This is a genomic window from Shigella sp. FC1967, assembly GCF_001743005.1.
GTDB lineage: Bacteria > Pseudomonadota > Gammaproteobacteria > Enterobacterales > Enterobacteriaceae > Proteus.
Window position 1 is genome coordinate 1 of record NZ_MIIZ01000743.1, and the last position, 19282, is coordinate 19282.

General features: G+C 39.9%; 15 protein-coding genes and 2 pseudogenes. 6 read left to right on the forward strand and 11 right to left on the reverse strand.

The window, feature by feature from the left end; genetic code table 11:
* Nucleotides 1-197: 197 nt before the first annotated feature.
* From mnmE to rpmH, 5 genes are all read right to left on the reverse strand, one after another.
* Entirely contained in the window at nt 198-1562 is a 1365-nt protein-coding gene (gene mnmE, locus BHE89_RS11695) for a tRNA uridine-5-carboxymethylaminomethyl(34) synthesis GTPase MnmE (protein WP_069367357.1), read from the reverse strand.
* A gap of 131 nt (nt 1563-1693) precedes the next feature.
* Nucleotides 1694-3334 carry a membrane protein insertase YidC gene (gene yidC, locus BHE89_RS11700; protein WP_069367356.1) on the reverse strand — a complete coding sequence of 547 codons (1641 nt, stop codon included), beginning with the start codon at nt 3332-3334 and terminating at the stop codon, nt 1694-1696.
* A gap of 2 nt (nt 3335-3336) precedes the next feature.
* Nucleotides 3337-3597 carry a membrane protein insertion efficiency factor YidD gene (gene yidD / locus BHE89_RS11705; RefSeq protein ID WP_072064717.1) on the reverse strand — a complete coding sequence of 87 codons (261 nt, stop codon included), beginning with the start codon at nt 3595-3597 and terminating at the stop codon, nt 3337-3339.
* Nucleotides 3561-3920, reverse strand: a complete 360-nt coding sequence (gene rnpA, locus BHE89_RS11710; protein ID WP_071788569.1) for a ribonuclease P protein component — start codon at nt 3918-3920, stop codon at nt 3561-3563. Before rnpA ends, yidD begins: the two co-directional genes overlap by 37 nt.
* 17 nt (nt 3921-3937) lie before the next feature.
* Nucleotides 3938-4081, reverse strand: a complete 144-nt coding sequence (rpmH, locus tag BHE89_RS11715; RefSeq protein ID WP_004246509.1) for a 50S ribosomal protein L34 — start codon at nt 4079-4081, stop codon at nt 3938-3940.
* Nucleotides 4082-4822: 741 nt separating this feature from the next.
* Here rpmH and dnaA point away from each other — a divergent pair.
* The 4 genes from dnaA to gyrB are packed head-to-tail and all read left to right on the forward strand — an operon-like array spanning nt 4823 to nt 10866.
* On the forward strand, nt 4823-6223 hold the full coding sequence (gene dnaA / locus BHE89_RS11720; protein ID WP_069367355.1) for a chromosomal replication initiator protein DnaA: 1401 nt from the start codon (nt 4823-4825) through the stop codon (nt 6221-6223).
* Nucleotides 6224-6227: 4 nt separating this feature from the next.
* Entirely contained in the window at nt 6228-7331 is a 1104-nt protein-coding gene (dnaN, locus tag BHE89_RS11725) for a DNA polymerase III subunit beta (protein ID WP_069367354.1), read from the forward strand.
* A gap of 11 nt (nt 7332-7342) precedes the next feature.
* Nucleotides 7343-8431: a DNA replication/repair protein RecF gene (gene recF, locus BHE89_RS11730; protein ID WP_069367353.1), complete on the forward strand. Its 1089-nt coding sequence runs from the start codon at nt 7343-7345 to the stop codon at nt 8429-8431.
* Nucleotides 8432-8451: 20 nt separating this feature from the next.
* The gene (gene gyrB, locus BHE89_RS11735) at nt 8452-10866 is read left to right on the forward strand and encodes a DNA topoisomerase (ATP-hydrolyzing) subunit B (protein ID WP_069367352.1); all 2415 of its coding nucleotides are present in this window, start codon (nt 8452-8454) and stop codon (nt 10864-10866) included.
* Nucleotides 10867-10939: 73 nt separating this feature from the next.
* Here the strand turns inward: gyrB and pepT are convergent, their stop codons facing one another.
* The 3 genes from pepT to asd form a co-directional block, all read right to left on the reverse strand.
* A complete protein-coding gene (pepT, locus tag BHE89_RS11740; RefSeq protein WP_171729902.1) occupies nt 10940-12178 on the reverse strand; it encodes a peptidase T in 1239 nt (412 codons plus the stop codon).
* 38 nt (nt 12179-12216) lie between these two features.
* The gene (locus BHE89_RS11745; RefSeq protein ID WP_069367350.1) at nt 12217-13764 is read right to left on the reverse strand and encodes an AbgT family transporter; all 1548 of its coding nucleotides are present in this window, start codon (nt 13762-13764) and stop codon (nt 12217-12219) included.
* A 470-nt stretch (nt 13765-14234) separates the two neighbouring features.
* Nucleotides 14235-15341: an aspartate-semialdehyde dehydrogenase gene (asd, locus tag BHE89_RS11750; RefSeq protein WP_069367349.1), complete on the reverse strand. Its 1107-nt coding sequence runs from the start codon at nt 15339-15341 to the stop codon at nt 14235-14237.
* 466 nt (nt 15342-15807) lie between these two features.
* Here asd and BHE89_RS11755 point away from each other — a divergent pair, with 466 nt between their 5' ends.
* A complete protein-coding gene (locus BHE89_RS11755) occupies nt 15808-16377 on the forward strand; it encodes a class I SAM-dependent methyltransferase (protein ID WP_069367348.1) in 570 nt (189 codons plus the stop codon).
* A 56-nt stretch (nt 16378-16433) separates the two neighbouring features.
* Here BHE89_RS11755 and pdxR read toward each other — a convergent pair.
* A pseudogene (gene pdxR / locus BHE89_RS11760) lies at nt 16434-17922 on the reverse strand (MocR-like pyridoxine biosynthesis transcription factor PdxR).
* 127 nt (nt 17923-18049) lie between these two features.
* Here pdxR and BHE89_RS11765 point away from each other — a divergent pair.
* Nucleotides 18050-18510, forward strand: a pseudogene (locus BHE89_RS11765) (GNAT family N-acetyltransferase).
* Nucleotides 18511-18599: 89 nt separating this feature from the next.
* Here the strand turns inward: BHE89_RS11765 and BHE89_RS27035 are convergent.
* Both BHE89_RS27035 and BHE89_RS11775 read right to left on the reverse strand, forming a co-directional pair.
* Nucleotides 18600-19121 (reverse strand): SEL1-like repeat protein, encoded by a 522-nt coding sequence (locus tag BHE89_RS27035; protein WP_353615122.1) that lies wholly within the window; start codon nt 19119-19121, stop codon nt 18600-18602.
* A partial coding sequence (locus BHE89_RS11775; RefSeq protein WP_141008291.1) for a zinc ribbon domain-containing protein occupies nt 19094-19282 on the reverse strand: 189 nt, incomplete at its 5' end. The genes BHE89_RS27035 and BHE89_RS11775, both read right to left, overlap by 28 nt.

Genomic DNA, 19282 nt, shown 5'->3' on the forward strand with positions numbered 1-19282 from the left:
CCAAGTATGTTGTTTGATATATATTATTAATCGGTTAATTAAAATCGAGTATTAAATAATATAATAAATAAAATAATTAATTTATGACACTCTTTTTGAAAAAAGCATTACCTAACTTTATATCGTATATATGCAATTTTTACCTGCTATAACCGGTAAAGTGATATTTACACGCTATAGCAGGTAAAGTTTGATCGTTACTTCCCAATACAGAAACTTGAGAAAATACGGCCTAATAAATCATCCGAGGTAAATTCACCAGTAATTTCACTTAATGCTTGTTGAGCCAGTCTTAACTCTTCTGCCAATAATTCACCCGATTTTGCATAAACCAGCTGTTCATGGCCTTGCTGTAAATGTTCTGCTGCGGTATTTAATGCCTGTAAATGACGGCGGCGCGCTAAGAAGCCCCCTTCAGTATTGCTGTTAAAGCCCATGGCTTCTTTAAGGTGTGAGCGTAGTAACTCAATGCCCATTCCATCACGGGCAGATAAACGGATCATCGGATAGTCACCTTGCGAGGTGATCTCGGCAGGTTCACCCGTTAAATCTGATTTGTTGCGAATAACGGTGACCGGCAGTGTGCTAGGTAAACGAGCCATAAACTCAGGCCAAATATCTTCAGGTGCTGTTGCATCGGTAGTCGTACTATCCACCATAAAGAGCACTCTATCTGCTTGCTCAATCTCTTTCCAAGCACGTTCAATACCAATACGTTCCACTTTATCACGGGCTTCACGTAAACCTGCTGTATCGATAATATGCAGAGGCATACCATCAATATGAATATGCTCACGCAATACATCACGCGTTGTACCCGCAATATCCGTGACAATGGCAGCTTCTCGACCTGCTAATGCATTTAATAGGCTTGATTTACCTGCATTAGGGCGACCAGCGATAACCACTTTCATCCCTTCACGTAACAGGCTACCTTGGCGAGCTTGAGCTCGAACATCATCTAATTCAGCAATAACCGCGTTAAGCTTTCCTTCAATGATACCGTCAGAAAGAAAATCAATCTCTTCATCTGGGAAATCAATCGCTGCTTCAACATAAATACGTAAGTGAGTTAATGACTCTACCATCTCGTTAATATGAGAGGAAAATGCACCTTGTAATGAATTAATCGCTGAACGTGCCGCTTGTTCTGAGCTGGCATCAATTAAATCTGCAATCGCTTCGGCTTGTGCTAAGTCGAGTTTGTCATTTAAAAATGCACGTTCAGAAAATTCTCCAGGGTTTGCAATACGCACACCAGGAATTTGTAAAATGCGTTTTAGTAATAAATCCAGAATAACGGGGCCGCCATGACCTTGTAATTCTAGAACATCTTCACCTGTAAATGAGTTCGGATTTGGGAAGAAAAGGGCGATACCCTGATCAAGCACTGAGTTGTCATCATTGCGAAATGGCAGGTAATCGGCATAACGAGGTTTCGGCAATTTGCCTAAAACGGTTTGTGCCACAAGGGCTGCTTTGGGGCCAGAAACGCGTAGGATACCAACACCGCCTCTTCCCGGAGGTGTGGCCTGAGCGACGATAGTATCAGTGCTATGCATGGTGTACTCGCTTAATCAGAATAATTGTATCAATATAAAAAAACAGAAGGCGGTCATTGTAGACCGCCTTCGCTATTTTATGTCACTTTCCTTTGAATGTAACCAAGGAAGAGGTTTTTCCTCATGTGACCTTATTTTTTGTCTCTGCTGTGTAAGCCACGTTTTTCCAAGCCGCGGTAAATTAGCTGCTGTTGGATAATGGTCACTAAGTTACTGACGATATAGTACAGAACTAGACCTGATGGGAACCACAGGAAGAATACAGTAAACACAACCGGCATAAAGGTCATGATTTTTTGTTGCATCGGATCCGTCACTGCCGTAGGAGACAGTTTCTGAATGATGAACATTGTTACACCCATTAATAATGGCAGGATGTAGTACGGATCTTGCGCCGATAAATCTTGGATCCATAACATAAATGGCGCATGACGTAATTCAACAGAACCCATCAGCATGTAATACAATGCAAGGAAGATTGGCATCTGGATAATCAGCGGTAAACAACCACCCAGAGGATTCACTTTCTCTTGTTTGTATAACGCCATCATTTCTTGGCTCATACGTTGTTTGTCATCACCAATACGTTCACGCAGTGCAGCCAATTTTGGTTGCAGTAAACGCATTTTCGCCATGGAAGTATACTGTGCTTTAGTCAGCGGATACATGATACCACGAACGATAAAGGTGATCATGATGATGGAGAAGCCCCAGTTACCGATAAAGCTGTGAAGGAATTTCAACAGTTTAAACAGTGGCTGAGAGATAAACCATAACCAACCGTAATCTACAGACAGGTCTAAATGTGGCGCAATGGCTGACATTTCTGACTGAATTTCTGGACCAACCCATAATGTTGAGCTGATGTCAGCACTGCTATTTGGTGCAATTGTCACCGGTGCTGATTTATAACCAATCAGAGCAATAGATTTGTTTTCTAAAGTGATAGAGTAGAAGTTATTGTTCTGACTATCTTTAGAAGGAACCCATGCTGTTGCAAAGTACTGTTGTAACATTGCAACCCAACCATTATTAGTGGTTATAGATAAGTTTTTATCTTCGATATCACCAAAACTGTATTTTTTATAGTTGGTTTCATCGGATGAGTATGCCGCGCCACGATAAGTGTGTAGCGCAAAGTTGCTGCTACCAGTATCACGGCTTTCTGGCAATTTAACAGATTGTTTTAACTGACCGTAGAAGTTCATGGTCAACGTTTTATCTGTTGTATTCTCAATTTTGTAATCAATACCGATATCGTACTGACCTTTCTTCAGAATGAAGGTTTTGACGAATTTTACGCCTTCTTCATTGACAAAAGTCATAGGTACACGTAACTCATCTTGGTTTTCACCAAGTACGAATTCGTTTTTATCAGCACTATAAACTGGGCGAGATTTCTGATCTGGGCCATCAGGGCCGATTAAGCCACTTTGCGCCTGATACAGAAACTGTGGTGTAGTTTCCAGTAAACGGAAAGGTGTCTGTGAATTAAGCTCGGCGGGATAGGCTAACAAATCAGCCTCATCGATAGTACCGCCCTGAGTATTGATACGAAGATCAAGTACGTCAGTTTTTACGGTAATCAATTTTGCCTGCTCATTGCTGTTACCAGTTACAGCAAGACTATCACTACTTGGCACGTCCGCTTGTTGCGAGACCTGAGCAGTAGTGGTGGTGTTTTGTGAAACTTTATCACCCTCCCACTGCTGCCAGATCAGGAAAGAAACGAACAGCAAAGCGATGAATAGAAGATTGCGTTGCGAATCCATCGTTAATTTTCTCTGTTATCGTCGTTTTTTCTAGGTGGGACAGGATCATCACCACCTTCGTGTAAAGGGTGGCATTTTAATATGCGTTTCACTGTTAACCAACTACCTTTTATCATTCCAAACCTGCGCAATGCCTCAATTCCGTAATTAGAGCACGTAGGATTAAAACGACAACGAGGCCCCAACAGAGGACTAATCCCCAGTTGATAGCCCCTAATCAGCAAGATCAGGACTTTTGAGCCAAGCGACAATGACGACGCCATAATTTACCCAATACTTCCGTCAATTGATGGTTATCAAGTTCAGCAACCCCTTTTCTTACTAATAACACAAAATCCATCGGCGGTAATTCATGCTGATGTAAACGAAAGTATTCACGGGCTAATCGTTTAATACGATTGCGCTCATGAGCACGTTTAACGTTTTTCTTTGCGATTGTTAGACCGATGCGGGGATGCCCCAGCTCATTTTGGCGACCCAAAATAGTAACTTCTGGAGAACTCGCACGTTGTGGTTGCTGGAAAACAAAATTGAAATGCTTGGGAGTTAACAAACGTAACTCCCTTGGAAAAGCGAGCTTAACCACGGAATGGTTAGCTTTTATTATTTCGAAGAAACGGTCAGACGAGCGCGGCCTTTCGCACGACGGCGAGCCAGAACCTGACGACCATTTTTAGTGGCCATACGAGCGCGGAAGCCGTGGTTACGGTTGCGCTTCAGTACAGACGGTTGAAAAGTGCGTTTCATGGCGATTTCTACCTACTTAATATAATTACTGATTCAGCAAATGCGTTGACAGACAGGCGTGCAATAAATAAACAAACCAGTACTTCAATCGCAGCATCAATGATGGAAAGATGCGGGATTGTAATAAAATCACTCAAATGCGTCAATGAAGATGACGCTTTAAGTACCGATTTTTGTCGTCTTTTTTAGCAAACCCGATAATCAATCCTGACTTATGCGCAACGAGTACGCTTATCAGCGACCTAAAAAAGGGTCTTAATAAGTGACTTTGTTGGTACAAGCACGCAGGGTGCAAGATTATACGGACTCATGGTGAAAGCGCAAGGATCTTTGGTGGATCAAATGAGAGATATTTGATCACTTACTATAAGAAAGGGAGATTTATGCAAAGAGAAAGTTATCCCCAATTGCTATTTATAGGGCGACTCAAGTACACTAGAACGCCTTTGCATATTTCATTTGGTGAATTATCGTAAATCAGTAAGCCTGTGGATAAAAACCATAAAAACTGTGCAAAAGAAAGAGGATCTTCGTTTCATTTTGCGATATGATCCCCCGTCACGATCAGAATAGCCAGTCTGCGATCGTGAGTCACGATGTAAAAAAATCGTTGTCACCAAGAGTTGTTCCTTATTAAGAATTGAAGAGGAACGGTGTTGTGCACTTTGTATTTAGGCACACAGTGTTTAACTGCATTTTTCCTGTTTATTTTTTAGTCTTGTTTTTTTAGGGGAGTCCGCCGTGTCACTTTCGCTTTGGCAGCATTGTCTTGCCCGATTGCAGGATGAGTTACCTGCCACTGAATTTAGTATGTGGATACGTCCCTTGCAGGCAGAACTAAGCGATAATACGCTGGCGCTGTATGCACCTAATCGTTTTGTCTTAGATTGGGTGAGAGAAAAATACATTAATAATATCAACGCATTATTAGTGGATTTTTGTGGCTCAGAAGTCCCTTCTTTACGTTTTGAAGTGGGTAACAAACCCGCATCAGCACGTACTACGGAAAGTATTCCTAAAACCGTTGTACATCCAACAGTGAATACAGCACCAACACATAGTCAGCCCGTTCGCCCTAGTTGGGATAATCAACCGGCATCTCAACTGCCTGAACTTAATTATCGTTCTAATGTTAATCCTAAACATAAGTTTGATAACTTCGTTGAAGGTAAATCAAACCAGTTAGCAAGAGCGGCGGCAAGACAAGTTGCTGATAACCCTGGTGGAGCTTATAACCCACTCTTTTTATATGGTGGAACAGGGCTAGGTAAAACGCACTTGTTACACGCAGTGGGTAACAGCATTATGGAACGTAAAGCAAATGCAAAAGTCGTTTATATGCATTCTGAACGTTTCGTACAAGATATGGTAAAAGCATTACAAAATAACGCGATAGAAGACTTTAAACGCTATTACCGTTCTGTGGATGCGCTATTAATTGATGATATTCAATTTTTCGCTAATAAAGAGCGTTCACAAGAAGAATTTTTTCATACCTTCAACGCATTGTTAGAGGGTAATCAGCAAATTATTTTAACCTCAGACCGTTATCCTAAAGAGATTAATGGTGTTGAAGATAGATTAAAATCACGCTTTGGTTGGGGATTAACGGTTGCTATTGAGCCACCTGAACTTGAAACCCGAGTGGCGATTTTGATGAAAAAAGCGGATGAAAACCAAATTCAGTTACCTGACGAAGTGGCCTTTTTTATTGCTAAAAGACTTCGTTCTAACGTCCGCGAACTTGAAGGTGCATTAAACCGAGTAATTGCTAACGCAAACTTTACAGGTCGTGCGATTACTATCGACTTTGTCCGTGAAGCATTACGTGATTTGCTCGCCTTGCAGGAAAAATTAGTCACTATCGATAATATTCAAAAAACGGTTGCTGAATATTATAAAATTAAAGTCGCTGATTTACTGTCAAAGCGGAGATCGCGATCGGTTGCCCGTCCGAGGCAAATGGCAATGGCGCTGGCGAAGGAATTAACAAACCACAGCTTGCCTGAAATCGGGGATGCCTTTGGGGGTCGTGATCATACAACTGTACTTCATGCATGTCGAAAGATAGAGCAATTGCGTGAAGAAAGTCATGACATCAAAGAAGATTTTTCTAACTTAATCAGAACATTATCATCCTAGCGCTATGAAATTTATCATTGAACGTGAACAGCTTCTTAAGCCGCTACAACAAGTAAGTGGCCCTTTAGGTGGTCGTCCAACCTTACCTATTTTAGGTAACCTATTGCTTAAGGTAACGGAAAATACCTTATCACTCACTGGAACAGACCTTGAAATGGAGATGGTGGCAAGAGTTAATCTTAGCCAAGCTCATGAAATTGGCGCCACAACTGTTCCTGCGCGTAAGTTTTTTGATATTTGGCGTGGGCTACCAGAAGGTGCTGAAATTAGTGTTGAGCTCGACGGTGATCGTCTATTAGTGCGCTCAGGTCGTAGCCGTTTCTCCCTATCAACATTACCGGCATCTGATTTTCCTAATTTAGATGACTGGCAAAGTGAGGTTGAATTTACTTTGCCTCAAGCAACATTAAAACGTCTCATTGAGTCCACTCAATTTTCAATGGCGCATCAAGATGTACGTTATTACCTCAACGGTATGTTGTTTGAAACTGAAAATACAGAGTTACGCACAGTTGCAACAGATGGACACCGTTTAGCCGTGTGTTCAATGGACATTGGACAATCTTTACCAGGGCATTCTGTTATTGTTCCTCGTAAAGGTGTCATTGAGTTAATGCGTCTACTTGATGGTGCGGGTGAAAGTTCACTGCAACTGCAAATCGGTAGTAACAATATACGTGCACATGTGGGTGATTTTATTTTCACTTCAAAGTTGGTTGATGGTCGTTTCCCTGACTATCGTCGTGTATTACCGAAAAATCCAACCAAAACAGTGATTGCGGGTTGTGATATTCTTAAACAGGCATTTTCTCGTGCTGCCATTTTATCGAATGAAAAATTCCGTGGTGTGCGTATAAACCTGACCAACGGGCAATTGAAGATTACAGCAAACAACCCTGAGCAAGAAGAAGCAGAAGAGATTGTTGATGTTCAATATCAAGGTGAAGAAATGGAAATTGGCTTTAATGTCAGTTACCTCCTTGATGTACTTAATACATTGAAATGTGAAGAAGTTAAGCTTCTGCTAACAGATGCGGTTTCAAGTGTTCAAGTGGAGAATATGGCAAGTTCTGCTGCTGCTTATGTTGTTATGCCAATGCGTTTATAATAGTCATTAATATGATTTTATCCCGTTTATTGATCCGTCATTTTAGAAACATTGAACAAGCGGATCTGCCATTAGCGGATGGCTTTAATTTCCTTGTTGGACCTAACGGGAGTGGTAAAACAAGTATACTTGAAGCGATTTACACCTTGGGTCATGGGCGTGCATTTCGTAGTTCTCAAGCTAATCGCGTGATCCAGCATGATGAAAATGAATTTATTCTTCATGGGCGCTTAAGTGGGCTAAATGAAGAGAGTCGTGGCTATGCGATAGGATTAAGTAAAGATCGCGAAGGCAATAGTACTGTACGTATTGATGGCAGCGATGGTCATAAAATTGCAGAGTTAGCAAAGTTGTTACCCATGCAATTAATAACACCTGAAGGTTTTACACTACTGAATGGTGGCCCTAAATATCGTCGCGCTTTTATTGATTGGGGTTGTTTTCATAATGAACCTCGATTTTTTGCTGCATGGTCAGATTTAAAACGTGTATTAAAACAACGTAATGCAGCACTGAGGCAAGCTACGTCTTATCGACAACTGATGCCTTGGGATAAAGAACTTATCTTATTAACAGAACAGATAAGTGAATGGCGATCTCAATATACCGAAGATATCGCTAAAGATATTGAAGAAACGTGTCGCCTGTTTTTGCCTGAGTTTTCGTTGAAAGTGAGTTTCCAACGAGGGTGGGATAAAGAAACAGATTACGGCGAGTTGTTAGCACGTCAATTTGAACGTGATAAAATGTTAACATATACCTCACTTGGTGCTCATAAAGCAGATTTACGTATTAGAGCAAACGGCACACCAGTAGAAGATATGTTGTCACGAGGCCAGCTCAAGTTGTTGATGTGTGCTTTGAGACTGGCACAAGGTGAATATTTCACTCGTAAGAATGGGCAAAGATGCCTGTATCTGCTCGATGATTTTGCTTCTGAATTAGATGCAAGTCGGCGTCAGTTGTTAGCCGAGCGTCTAAAGTCTACGCAAGCTCAAGTGTTTGTCAGTGCGATAACACAAGGGCAAGTGAAAGATATGCTAGATGTAAATAGCAGGCTATTTAGCGTAGAACGTGGCAAAATAGAGGTTAAACCATAGGAATAAAGCGAGAAACGTTGATGTCGAATACATATGACTCCTCAAGTATCAAAGTATTAAAAGGGCTGGATGCGGTGCGTAAGCGCCCGGGGATGTATATCGGGGATACAGATGATGGAACCGGTCTGCATCACATGGTCTTCGAGGTGGTCGACAACGCAATCGACGAAGCCCTCGCGGGTTTCTGTGATGAGATAATTGTCACTATCCATTCAGATAACTCCGTCTCTGTTCGAGATGATGGTCGTGGAATTCCAACCGGCATTCACCCAGAAGAGGGTGTCTCAGCGGCAGAGGTTATTATGACCGTTCTGCATGCGGGGGGTAAATTCGATGATAACTCCTATAAAGTCTCTGGTGGACTTCATGGTGTAGGGGTTTCTGTTGTTAATGCGTTGTCTGAAAAACTTGAACTGACAATCCATCGTGATGGAAATATCCATCAACAAATTTATCGTCATGGTGTGCCTGATGATCGTTTAAAAGTGATTGGCGATACTGAAAAATCAGGGACATTTGTACGCTTCTGGCCAAGCCTTGAAACCTTTAAAGGCGAGACGGAATTCCAATATGACATTTTAGCGAAACGCCTTCGTGAATTGTCTTTCTTAAACTCAGGTGTTTCTATCCGTTTAATTGATAAACGTGATAACCGTGAAGATCATTTCCACTATGAAGGCGGTATTAAAGCATTCGTTGAATACTTAAGCCGTAATAAAACGCCAATTCACCAAAATGTATTCTATTTCTCAACTGAAAAAGATGGCATTGGTGTGGAAGTGGGCATGTTGTGGAATGATGGTTTCCAAGAGAATGTTTACTGCTTTACTAACAATATTCCACAACGTGATGGTGGTACACACTTAGTTGGTTTCCGTACTGCAATGACACGTACGTTAAACAACTATATGGATAAAGAAGGGTTTAATAAGAAATCGAAAATCAGTGCGACGGGTGATGATGCTCGTGAAGGTCTGATTGCGGTTATCTCTGTTAAAGTGCCTGATCCTAAATTCTCATCACAAACAAAAGATAAACTGGTTTCTTCAGAAGTGAAAACAGCAGTAGAGACGCTGATGAATGAGAAGCTGGTGGAATATCTGTTAGAAAATCCAAACGATGCGAAAATTGTTGTCGGTAAAATCATTGATGCGGCACGTGCTCGTGAAGCAGCGCGTAAAGCACGTGAGATGACACGTCGTAAAGGTGCATTAGATTTAGGTGGCTTACCGGGTAAGCTAGCGGACTGTTCTGAACGCGATCCTGCTTTCTCTGAACTGTATTTAGTGGAAGGGGACTCTGCGGGTGGCTCTGCAAAACAAGGGCGTAACCGTAAAACACAGGCTATTCTTCCGTTAAAAGGTAAAATCCTCAACGTTGAGAAAGCGCGTTTTGATAAAATGTTGGCTTCTCAAGAAGTCGCAACGTTAATCACTGCATTAGGTTGTGGCATCGGTCGTGATGAATATAACCCAGATAAACTGCGTTATCATAGCATTATCATCATGACGGATGCGGACGTCGATGGTTCTCACATTCGTACTCTGTTACTGACATTCTTCTATCGTCAAATGCCAGAAATCATCGAACGTGGCCATATCTTTATTGCTCAGCCGCCACTTTACAAAGTGAAGAAAGGTAAACAAGAGCAATACATTAAAGATGACGACGCAATGGACGAGTATCTGATGTCGATCGCGCTTGATGGTGCCGCCCTTTATGTGAGTGAACACGCACCTGCAATGCACGGTCAACAGCTTGAAAAACTGGTTGTTGATTACCATGCAGCGCACAAGATCATTCGTCGTATGGAGCGTATCTATCCACTTAGCATGTTAAACAGCTTGGTGTATCACTCAACGCTGACAGAAGATGCGTTATCTGATAAAGCTCAAGTTGAAGAGTGGATGAGTGGTTTGGTTAACCGCTTAAATGAAGCGGAAGATCAAGGCAGTACTTATAGCTACACCATTGCTCAAAACGATGAAAATCGTCTGTTTGAACCTGTGCTACGTATTCGTACCTATGGTGTGGATACAGACTACAAACTGGATTATGACTTTATCCACAGTAGCGAATATCAGCGCATTACGCATTTAGGTGACATTATTGGTAACCTAATTGAAGAGGGTGCGTTTATTGAGCGTGGAGAGCGTCGTCAGCCAATTTCAAGCTTTGAAGAAGCGCTTGAGTGGTTAAACAAAGAATCACGTCGTGGTCTTGCAGTACAGCGTTATAAAGGTCTTGGTGAAATGAACCCTGAGCAGTTATGGGAAACGACCATGAACCCAGATACACGTCGTATGATGCAAGTCACAGTAAAAGATGCAATTGCAACCGATGAATTATTTACCACCTTAATGGGTGATGCGGTTGAACCTCGTCGTGCCTTTATCGAAGAAAATGCGCTGAAAGCGGCAAATATTGATATCTAATTTAAATTAGATGAGATAAAAAAAGCGGCACTGTGAAAACGGCGCCGCTTTTTTGTTGGTATAACAATCACGCTTATCCGCGTTGTCCGATCAAACGGCACAGCATTTCTGTTACTAAATAACTTTTCTCAAATGAGCTAACAGGTAAGAACTCAAAGCGAGAATGGAAATTTAATGCGCCTGTAAAGTAGTTAGGTGTGAGCAAGCCTCGCGCTGAAAGTGCAGAGCCATCTGTACCTCCTCGCATTGGGATCACATTAGGTTGAATATCTAATCGTTTTAATGCTTCAAATATAAGTTCGATAGCGGTGCGATCTTCCCCAATTGAATCACTGATATTGCTATATACATCGATAATTTCATAATCGATTTGTGCACGAGGATGACGAGCGCGTATTAACTCAACAGATTGTGCAATGTATTGCTTACGGGCTTCATAACTTTTTTTATCAAAATCACGGATAGCCATTTTAATCACCGCATTATCAGGGTTGGCGATTAAATCAGTGACATAGAAATAACCTTCACGGTGTTCGGTGTGCTCGGGTGTATCAAAGCGGTCAAAGCAGCCAATAAAATCATGTGCGACACGAATTGGGTTTAATAATACGTTTTTCGCGGACATTGGGTGTGCAGTAACACCTTTTACAGACACATTAATGGATGCCGCATTAAAGGTTTCATACACGACTTCCCCTAATGCACAGCAATCAATGGTGTAAGCAAAATCAACGTTGAAGCGAGATAAATCCATCAGTTTAGAACCGCGCAATCCAATTTCTTCATCAGGTACAAACGCAACATAGATATCACCACAATCAAAATCAGCATGTTGAAGTTTATCCATTAACTCCATAACAACGGTGATCGCTGCTTTATTATCAGCACCTAATACGCTTGTACCATCACTGAAGATAATTTCTTCACCAATATAAGGCTCGGCTTCAGGGTGTTCTTGAGCTTTAAACCAGATATTCTTTTCTTTATTTAAGCAGAGATCTTTCCCTTCATAACGCAGTGTCTGAGGGTGAATATCAGGTGAAATACCGACATCAACCGTATCAAGGTGAGCAACAAACCCAACTTTAGGGGCATTGGGTTTAGTTCCTGGTCTCATTGCATATAAAATGGCATGTGAATCGATATAGATATCTTTTAATCCATAAGTTTCTAGCTCTTTAGCCAGTAACTTTGCTAATTCAAGTTGCCCTTGTGTGCTTGGCACCACAGAAGCAGATGCATCACTTTGGCTTTCAATTGCCAGATAACGGAAGAAACGCTGTTCTAACTTTTTACCTAGGGTGTTCATTATCATTTTGTTCCTAATACAGTTATTTTTATAAGCATAAGTTATGATGCGGGTTGCCATGTATATCCACTGTCAAAACCGAGAGGAATATCGAGTCCCCAGAAAATAAACAGTGTCGTCGTTAATACAATAAGCAAGCCAATAGTGAAAGGGATCATCATTGAGCACAGTGTACCGATACCCGCCCCTTTATAGTATTTTTGGCAATACATCAATATGAGTGGGTAGAATGGGAACATAGGTGTACTCACATTCATTGCAGAATCACTGACACGGAAGGCAGCTTGCGTTAATTCAGGTGAAATTCCGACAGCCATTAACATTGGCACTAATACGGGAGCAATAACCGCCCATTTTGATGTTGCTGAGGTGATCATGATATTTAAAATCGCAGTCAGCAAAATGACACCTAATACCGTCATGCCAGAAGGCATATTAAGCGTGCGCAGTAACTCTGCCCCAGATAATGCTAATAAAGTTCCTAAATTTGAGTGTTGAAAAGAGTAAAGGAACTGAGCCGCAAAAAAGGCAAAAACGATAAATGGGATCAGCGATTTAGTGATATTTTCCATTGCTTTGACAATATCTTTTGTGGAAGCAAAAGATTTGGTCATATAGCCATAGATTAAGCCGGGTACAGAGAAGAAGATAAACAGTAAAGGCACCACAATTTGCATAATAGGGGCTTTAGGGCTGGTTAAACTGCCTTCTGGTGAACGTAATGGTGACGTTTCTGGTAATAACAGTGCAAATAAACCAATTCCCATCAGCACAACTGCCCAACCTGCAAAACGGAATGCGCGTTTTTCTATTGGTGTGATTTCACCTAACTCCGCATCTTTGGTATCAATACCTGAAGAGACGGGGCAGTTTTTATTTAACCAAGGCTCTACAATTTTTTCAGTGATATACCAACAAGTTAAAATAACGCCAAACGTTCCGCCTACGCTAAAAAAGTAGTTACATAAAACGTTAACGCTATATCCTGGAGCCATAATTTGCGCTGCTTCTTGGGTAAAGCTTTGCATTATTGGGTCAATAATCGAAGGTGTATAACTTGCTGTAAATCCACCCGCTAAACCTGCAAATGAAGCGGCAATACCTGCTAAAGGATGACGACCACTTGCATAGAACATCATCGCTGAGACTGGCATAAGGATCACGTAAGCGGAGTCGGAAGCTAAGTGCGCAACAATACCAACAAAAACCACCGTTGGTGTTAGCATTTTAGGAGAAATAAGTGACAGCATTTTTTTTAAAGCCGTTTTAATAAAACCGCTGCTTTCGGCAATACCAATTCCTAATGTTGCAACAATCGTTATTCCAAGTGGAGGAAAGCTAATGAAATTTTTTACTGCACTTGTCACAAATAATATGATTTCTTCATATTGAAACATATTAATAACGGTGATTTTCTCTTTAGTTACTGGGTGGAAATAATCAAAATGTACAAAAGAGAGAAAAAAAGAAAATATCCAGCAGATCACTAAGGCGTAAACGAACAACATAGTAACATCAGGCATGATATTACCAATGCGCTCGACTCGGTTTAAAAAACCTTTTTTATTGGGTTGTGTTTGTGTTGTCATATTTATAATGCATCTTTTTATAAAAGTAATAAAAAATCACCTTAAATAAATGGCAATGCAAAGTAAATTTATTTTTAAATAATAAGGCGTTACTGCGATCCTTATAAAAGAAAGAGAGAAGAATAATATATTAGGAATTATTATATTTAGGTTTTTATCGTCATTACTTTTTTAGTTATTAAAAAAAGGCTTTTATTTATTTTTACACTCTATTTTGAATAAAAAATAGTGAATTATGCTGAGTAATCGAACTGAATTCTTTAGCATTATTTTTTGAAAAATATTGTGGGAAATGTATTTTATACAGAGCGATAAAAATTAAAAAAATAAATAAAATATGAAAAAATTAAAAAATAGTTTTATAAGAAAAGGAAAGGCGAATAAATAAGAAATAAAACTAATGAGTCTTGAGTATAAGAATATCAACCATTTCCATTTTTAAAAATGGTCGATATTCTAAATAATGAAGATTAACGCAGAATATTCAACATACGACGTAAAGGCTCGGCAGCACCCCATAACAGTTGGTCACCCACGGTAAAGGCTGAAATAAATTCCGGCCCCATATTCAGTTTACGAATACGACCTACTGGTGTGCTTAATGTACCTGTGACTGCCGCTGGTGTTAATTCACGCATAGTGAGCTCACGATCATTAGGAATGACTTTTACCCAATCATTATGGCTTGCAAGCAACTGTTCAATCTCAGCAACAGGTAAGTCTTTCTTCAGTTTTAAGGTGAATGCTTGGCTATGGCAACGTAACGCACCAATACGAACGCAAAGGCCATCAACAGGAATGATATTTGAGCCTGTATTGAGGATTTTGTTAGTTTCTGCTTGCCCTTTCCACTCTTCACGGCTTTGACCGTTTTCTAATTGTTTATCAATCCAAGGGATCAAGCTACCTGCTAGAGGAACACCAAATTGTTCGGTAGGCATCGTACCGCTGCGTGTAAAGTGAGTGACTTTACGTTCAATATCTAAGATTGCAGATGCTGGATTTTCTAGCTCTTTAACCACTTGATTATGTAAAGAGCCCATCTGTGACAGTAGCTCTCTCATATGGCGAGCACCCGCCCCAGAAGCCGCTTGATAAGTAGAGACGCTTGCCCATTCCACTAAATTGTTAGCAAACAGACCCCCTAAGGACATCAGCATTAAGCTCACGGTGCAGTTACCGCCGACAAAGGCTTTAATGCCTTTATTTAGACTGTCTTGAATATGCTGTCCATTAACAGGATCGAGAATAATAATGGCGTCATCATTCATACGCAGTGCTGATGCGGCATCAATCCAGTAACCTTGCCAGCCTGCTTGGCGCAGTTTTGGATAGATTTCATTGGTGTAGTCACCCCCTTGGCAACTAATGATAATATCGAGCGATGCTAAGGTATCAATGTCATAAGCATCTTGCAGAGTACTACGGTGATTACCGTAAGCGGGTGCTGCTTCACCTAATTGAGAGGTGGTGAAGAAAACAGGGTTTATCCCATCAAAATCACGTTCTTCAACCATTCTTTGCATTAAAACGGAGCCGACCATACCACGCCAGCCCACAAAACCAACATTTTTCATTGTAATTACCCTGTCTTTATCTGTAGGAATAGTGAGAGACCTCACACTAACCTGACAAAATATAGAGATAGGTGCAAGTGAATTTATTGATTAATTAGAAAGATTAGAAGTGTTTCTTATAGTCTTCGTAGAGTTAACAAAAGAAAGCCACAGAACGAACAAATATCAATGAGTTGTTAAAAAAGAAAATACACTGAACATAAAAGTGTAAGAATATTCTGCTATATCTTATTTTCTTTTTTTAGGATAAATAAAAATATATTCTTGTTTAAGAAAATAGAGTAAAAATAGAAAAATGTAAAATAGTGTAATATATAAGAAAAACGTATTTACTTAGAGATGACTTCACGCTTTATACTGAAAGTCACTATTCACTAGATGATGTATTTTCATAAATAAAAATAATGATGAATGTTCTTCATTTAATCTGAATTTTACTTTAATTAAAAGACACTGGGAGGCGAAGATGGATATATCTACATTCATTCCATTATCTACATACTACTCATATTTAAAACGGTTTGTGATCTCGCCAACCACGATGGGTACTATCGCGCCTTCATCTCGTTGGTTATGTTATGAAATGTTAGATAAACTCAATTGGCAGCAGGATCTTCAAGTTGCCGAGTTAGGGGCTGGCACAGGGGTGATTACTCAACAGATCTTAAAAAGAATGTCGGTAAATTCATCATTAGATGTTTTTGAAATAGAGCCCAGCTTTGCAACAGAGTTAGATAAAATTAATGATGATCGATTACAGGTTTATACTGCATCAGCAGAGAAATTAAATAGTCATTATAATATGATTATTTCAGGGTTACCTTTTTTATCTATTCCTAAAAAAACAGGTTTAAGAGTTTTAAAACGGGTACATAATGAGTTATTAAAAACGCAAGGTTGTTTTGTATTATTCCAATATACAACTCGATATGAAAAAACGTTATCTCGTTATTTTCATTTAGAAAAAAAATTAGTTATTCGGAATGTTCCCCCTGCTTGGGTTTATTATTGCACGCCAAAAAATAAAATAGGGTAAATGTAAATCTTACTCGACGTTTTATATTGTAAATGACAACTAATAATAGATGTTATTTATTTAGATAATGTTTGAGCAAGCAAAATAATATTCTTTTCAATTTTCAATAGGATCATGAGCAGCATATCCTAATAATACACCTTGTTTTGGATAAGTTTGAATGCAATAACGTGATAAAGGCTGTATGGCTAATCCAATTTCTCGTGATTTTTTCACAATATATTCTTCTGTATAGCCAGCTTGTAACCAGCAGACAATATGGATACCAGAATCTGTCGGTTCAACACTGAAAATATGAGATAGATGTGTTTTTATGGCATGAGTGAGTACTTGATAACGTTCATAGCAGGCTTTTCGTATTCGTCTAACATGGCGTGCATAATGCCCTTGAGAAATAAACAACGCTAATGTTGCTTGTTCTAAAAAACCAGAATGTGAATCGGTGTAATATTTGGCCGCTTTAAATGTATCAACTAAAGGTAAAGGAACCACTAAAAAGCCTAAACGAAATCCAGGATACATCATTTTTGAGAATGTACCGGCATAAATAACGCGCTGGTATTTATCTAAACCTTGTAGAGATTGAATAGGTTTAGAGTGATAGCGAAACTCGCTATTGTAGTCATCTTCGAAGATCCACACATTATTAGATGATGCCCACTCTAATAATGCAATACGGCGTGAAAGTGAGAGTGTATTCCCTAAAGGAAATTGGTGTGAAGGGGTGGTAAAAACAAGTTTTGTTTCAGGGCATTGCGCTATTCCTTGAGAAATATCCATTCCATCACTATCTGAATTTATTGGATGTGATTTTATCCCATAAGACGTAAAGATCCCTCGTGCACTATCATAACCAGGATCATCTAACCAAACGGTATCTCCTTCTTTTAATAATACTCTGGTAGTGAGGTTAATTGCTTGTTGTGTTCCATTTACAATAATGATTTGTTCAGGTTGGCAATATAGACCACGCGTTGATTGCATATAGTGGCATATCATCTCTTTTAATGGTGTATAGCCTGTTGGTGAATTAAATGTTGCGAGTGCTTTTTTGGATTGTCGCCAAACTCGCCCTAATAATCTTCCCCAAAGTTCATGTGGAAAAAGATCTACACACCCAACACCAACATGAAATATTGGATGACTATTGATATTAGGTTGTGATTGTTGCCAAAACGCTTGTGCTTTTTGCATATTGGGGTTTAGCGTTTTTCGTGGGCTTTCAATTGATGGTGAAGAAGGTGAATAGGGGGTTTTGAGCCATTTATCCGAAATAATAGCATCAGGAATTGTGCTTGCAACAAAAGTACCAGCACCACGTCGAGTAAATAAATAACCTTCATCGATTAAACGTTCAAATCCGGCAATAACAGAATTACGGGAGATCGACATCATTTCGGCTAAGGTACGGCTGGAGGGGAGACGACTGCCTGATGTTAAGCGCCCATCTAAAATCGCTTTTCTAATTGCGTGATACACCTGAGAACCAATAGGTCCTTCTTCTAAAACAAGGTTAGGAAAATAAGCTGTTTTTTTCTGTTTCATAAAGTGGATCCTATAAAAACACAAAAAGTGTACCTTATTGAGAACCAAAATTAAACGTACCATGACTACGGTTAAGGCCAGGTAATGCCTTTTTAGAGGAAATATAAAAGTAGAAGGAAGTGAAGAGATGAGCACAACACCAATCACTGTTTCAATTCAGTTTGTTGAACAAGCGCATTATGCTCAATGGTTGCCACATTGGTTAAGTTATCAAGCATTTTATCAAGTTGAATTATCAGAAGAAATTACATTAAAAAACGTGGGCACGCTTTTTTTGATGAAAAAGAGCCTATTTATTGTGCCGTCGCGATGGAGGGCGAAAAGGTATTGGGTTTTGTTCATTATCTTTTTCATCGCTCAACATGGGCTGAAAGTGATTTTTGTTATTTAGAGGATTTGTTCGTTTCACCTGATACTCGTGGCCGTCATGTAGGTAAACAATTAATAGAGTTTGTGAATCAACAAGCTAAACAGCATGATTGTGCTCGTTTATATTGGCATACGCAGGAAACCAATTTACGTGGTCAGCGCTTATATAACTGGGTGGCAGAAAAACCAGGTGTGATTGAATACCGTATGGCGCTATAAAAGAACGTTGAACAGATAGGGTATAAAAGAGAGGGCAAGATTTACTCTCTCTTTTTTGAGTTAGGGTTATTTATTCGATGTAATTTGGGTTAATTAAACGCTTGTTGGCAATAAAACTCATTGCCAACTTTTTTTGCTTCTTCACAAGCTTGTTTCATTAATTCGTCCGCTTTTTGTTTATTGGGTTCAATAATATGATATTGACCAGAGAACATGAAAGAAGCCATTGCTTGAGCAAATCCTTCAAAAGTCATTTCGTTCGCTTTTGCAAACCACATATTGGCTTTTTCAGTATCTACGGGGATATTTCCCACTCCGCTATAAAGAACACCTAACCAAATTGGCGCGTAAACAAGTTCGGGTTGATGAGTCGCTGCGGCTTCTTCTAATAATGCAATTGCTTTTTTATGATCTGTTTCACCAGATAAAGGTGCTATCAGCGCTGTTGCTAAACTTATTTTTCCTCTTGCGCTTCCTTTATTTTCTGCGATTGTTGCTAATTTTCTCGCTTCAACATAATGATTTTTAAAATAAGGATCCGTAGTGACTGCTCCCCGCCGTAAACGGCGAGGCTTCCCACTTCTCAGACCGCAACCCTCTGTACGACGGATTTACGCGGGTCTCCATGGGCTGAAACGACGCGTCCCGCCGCGTGTAATTCCAATATGCCCTTGTGTCGGATATTGATTGCCGCATTGATATCTCGGTCATGTTCAACTCCACATTTAGGGCATTGCCAGATACGCTTATGTAGTGGCATTTCTGACATTTT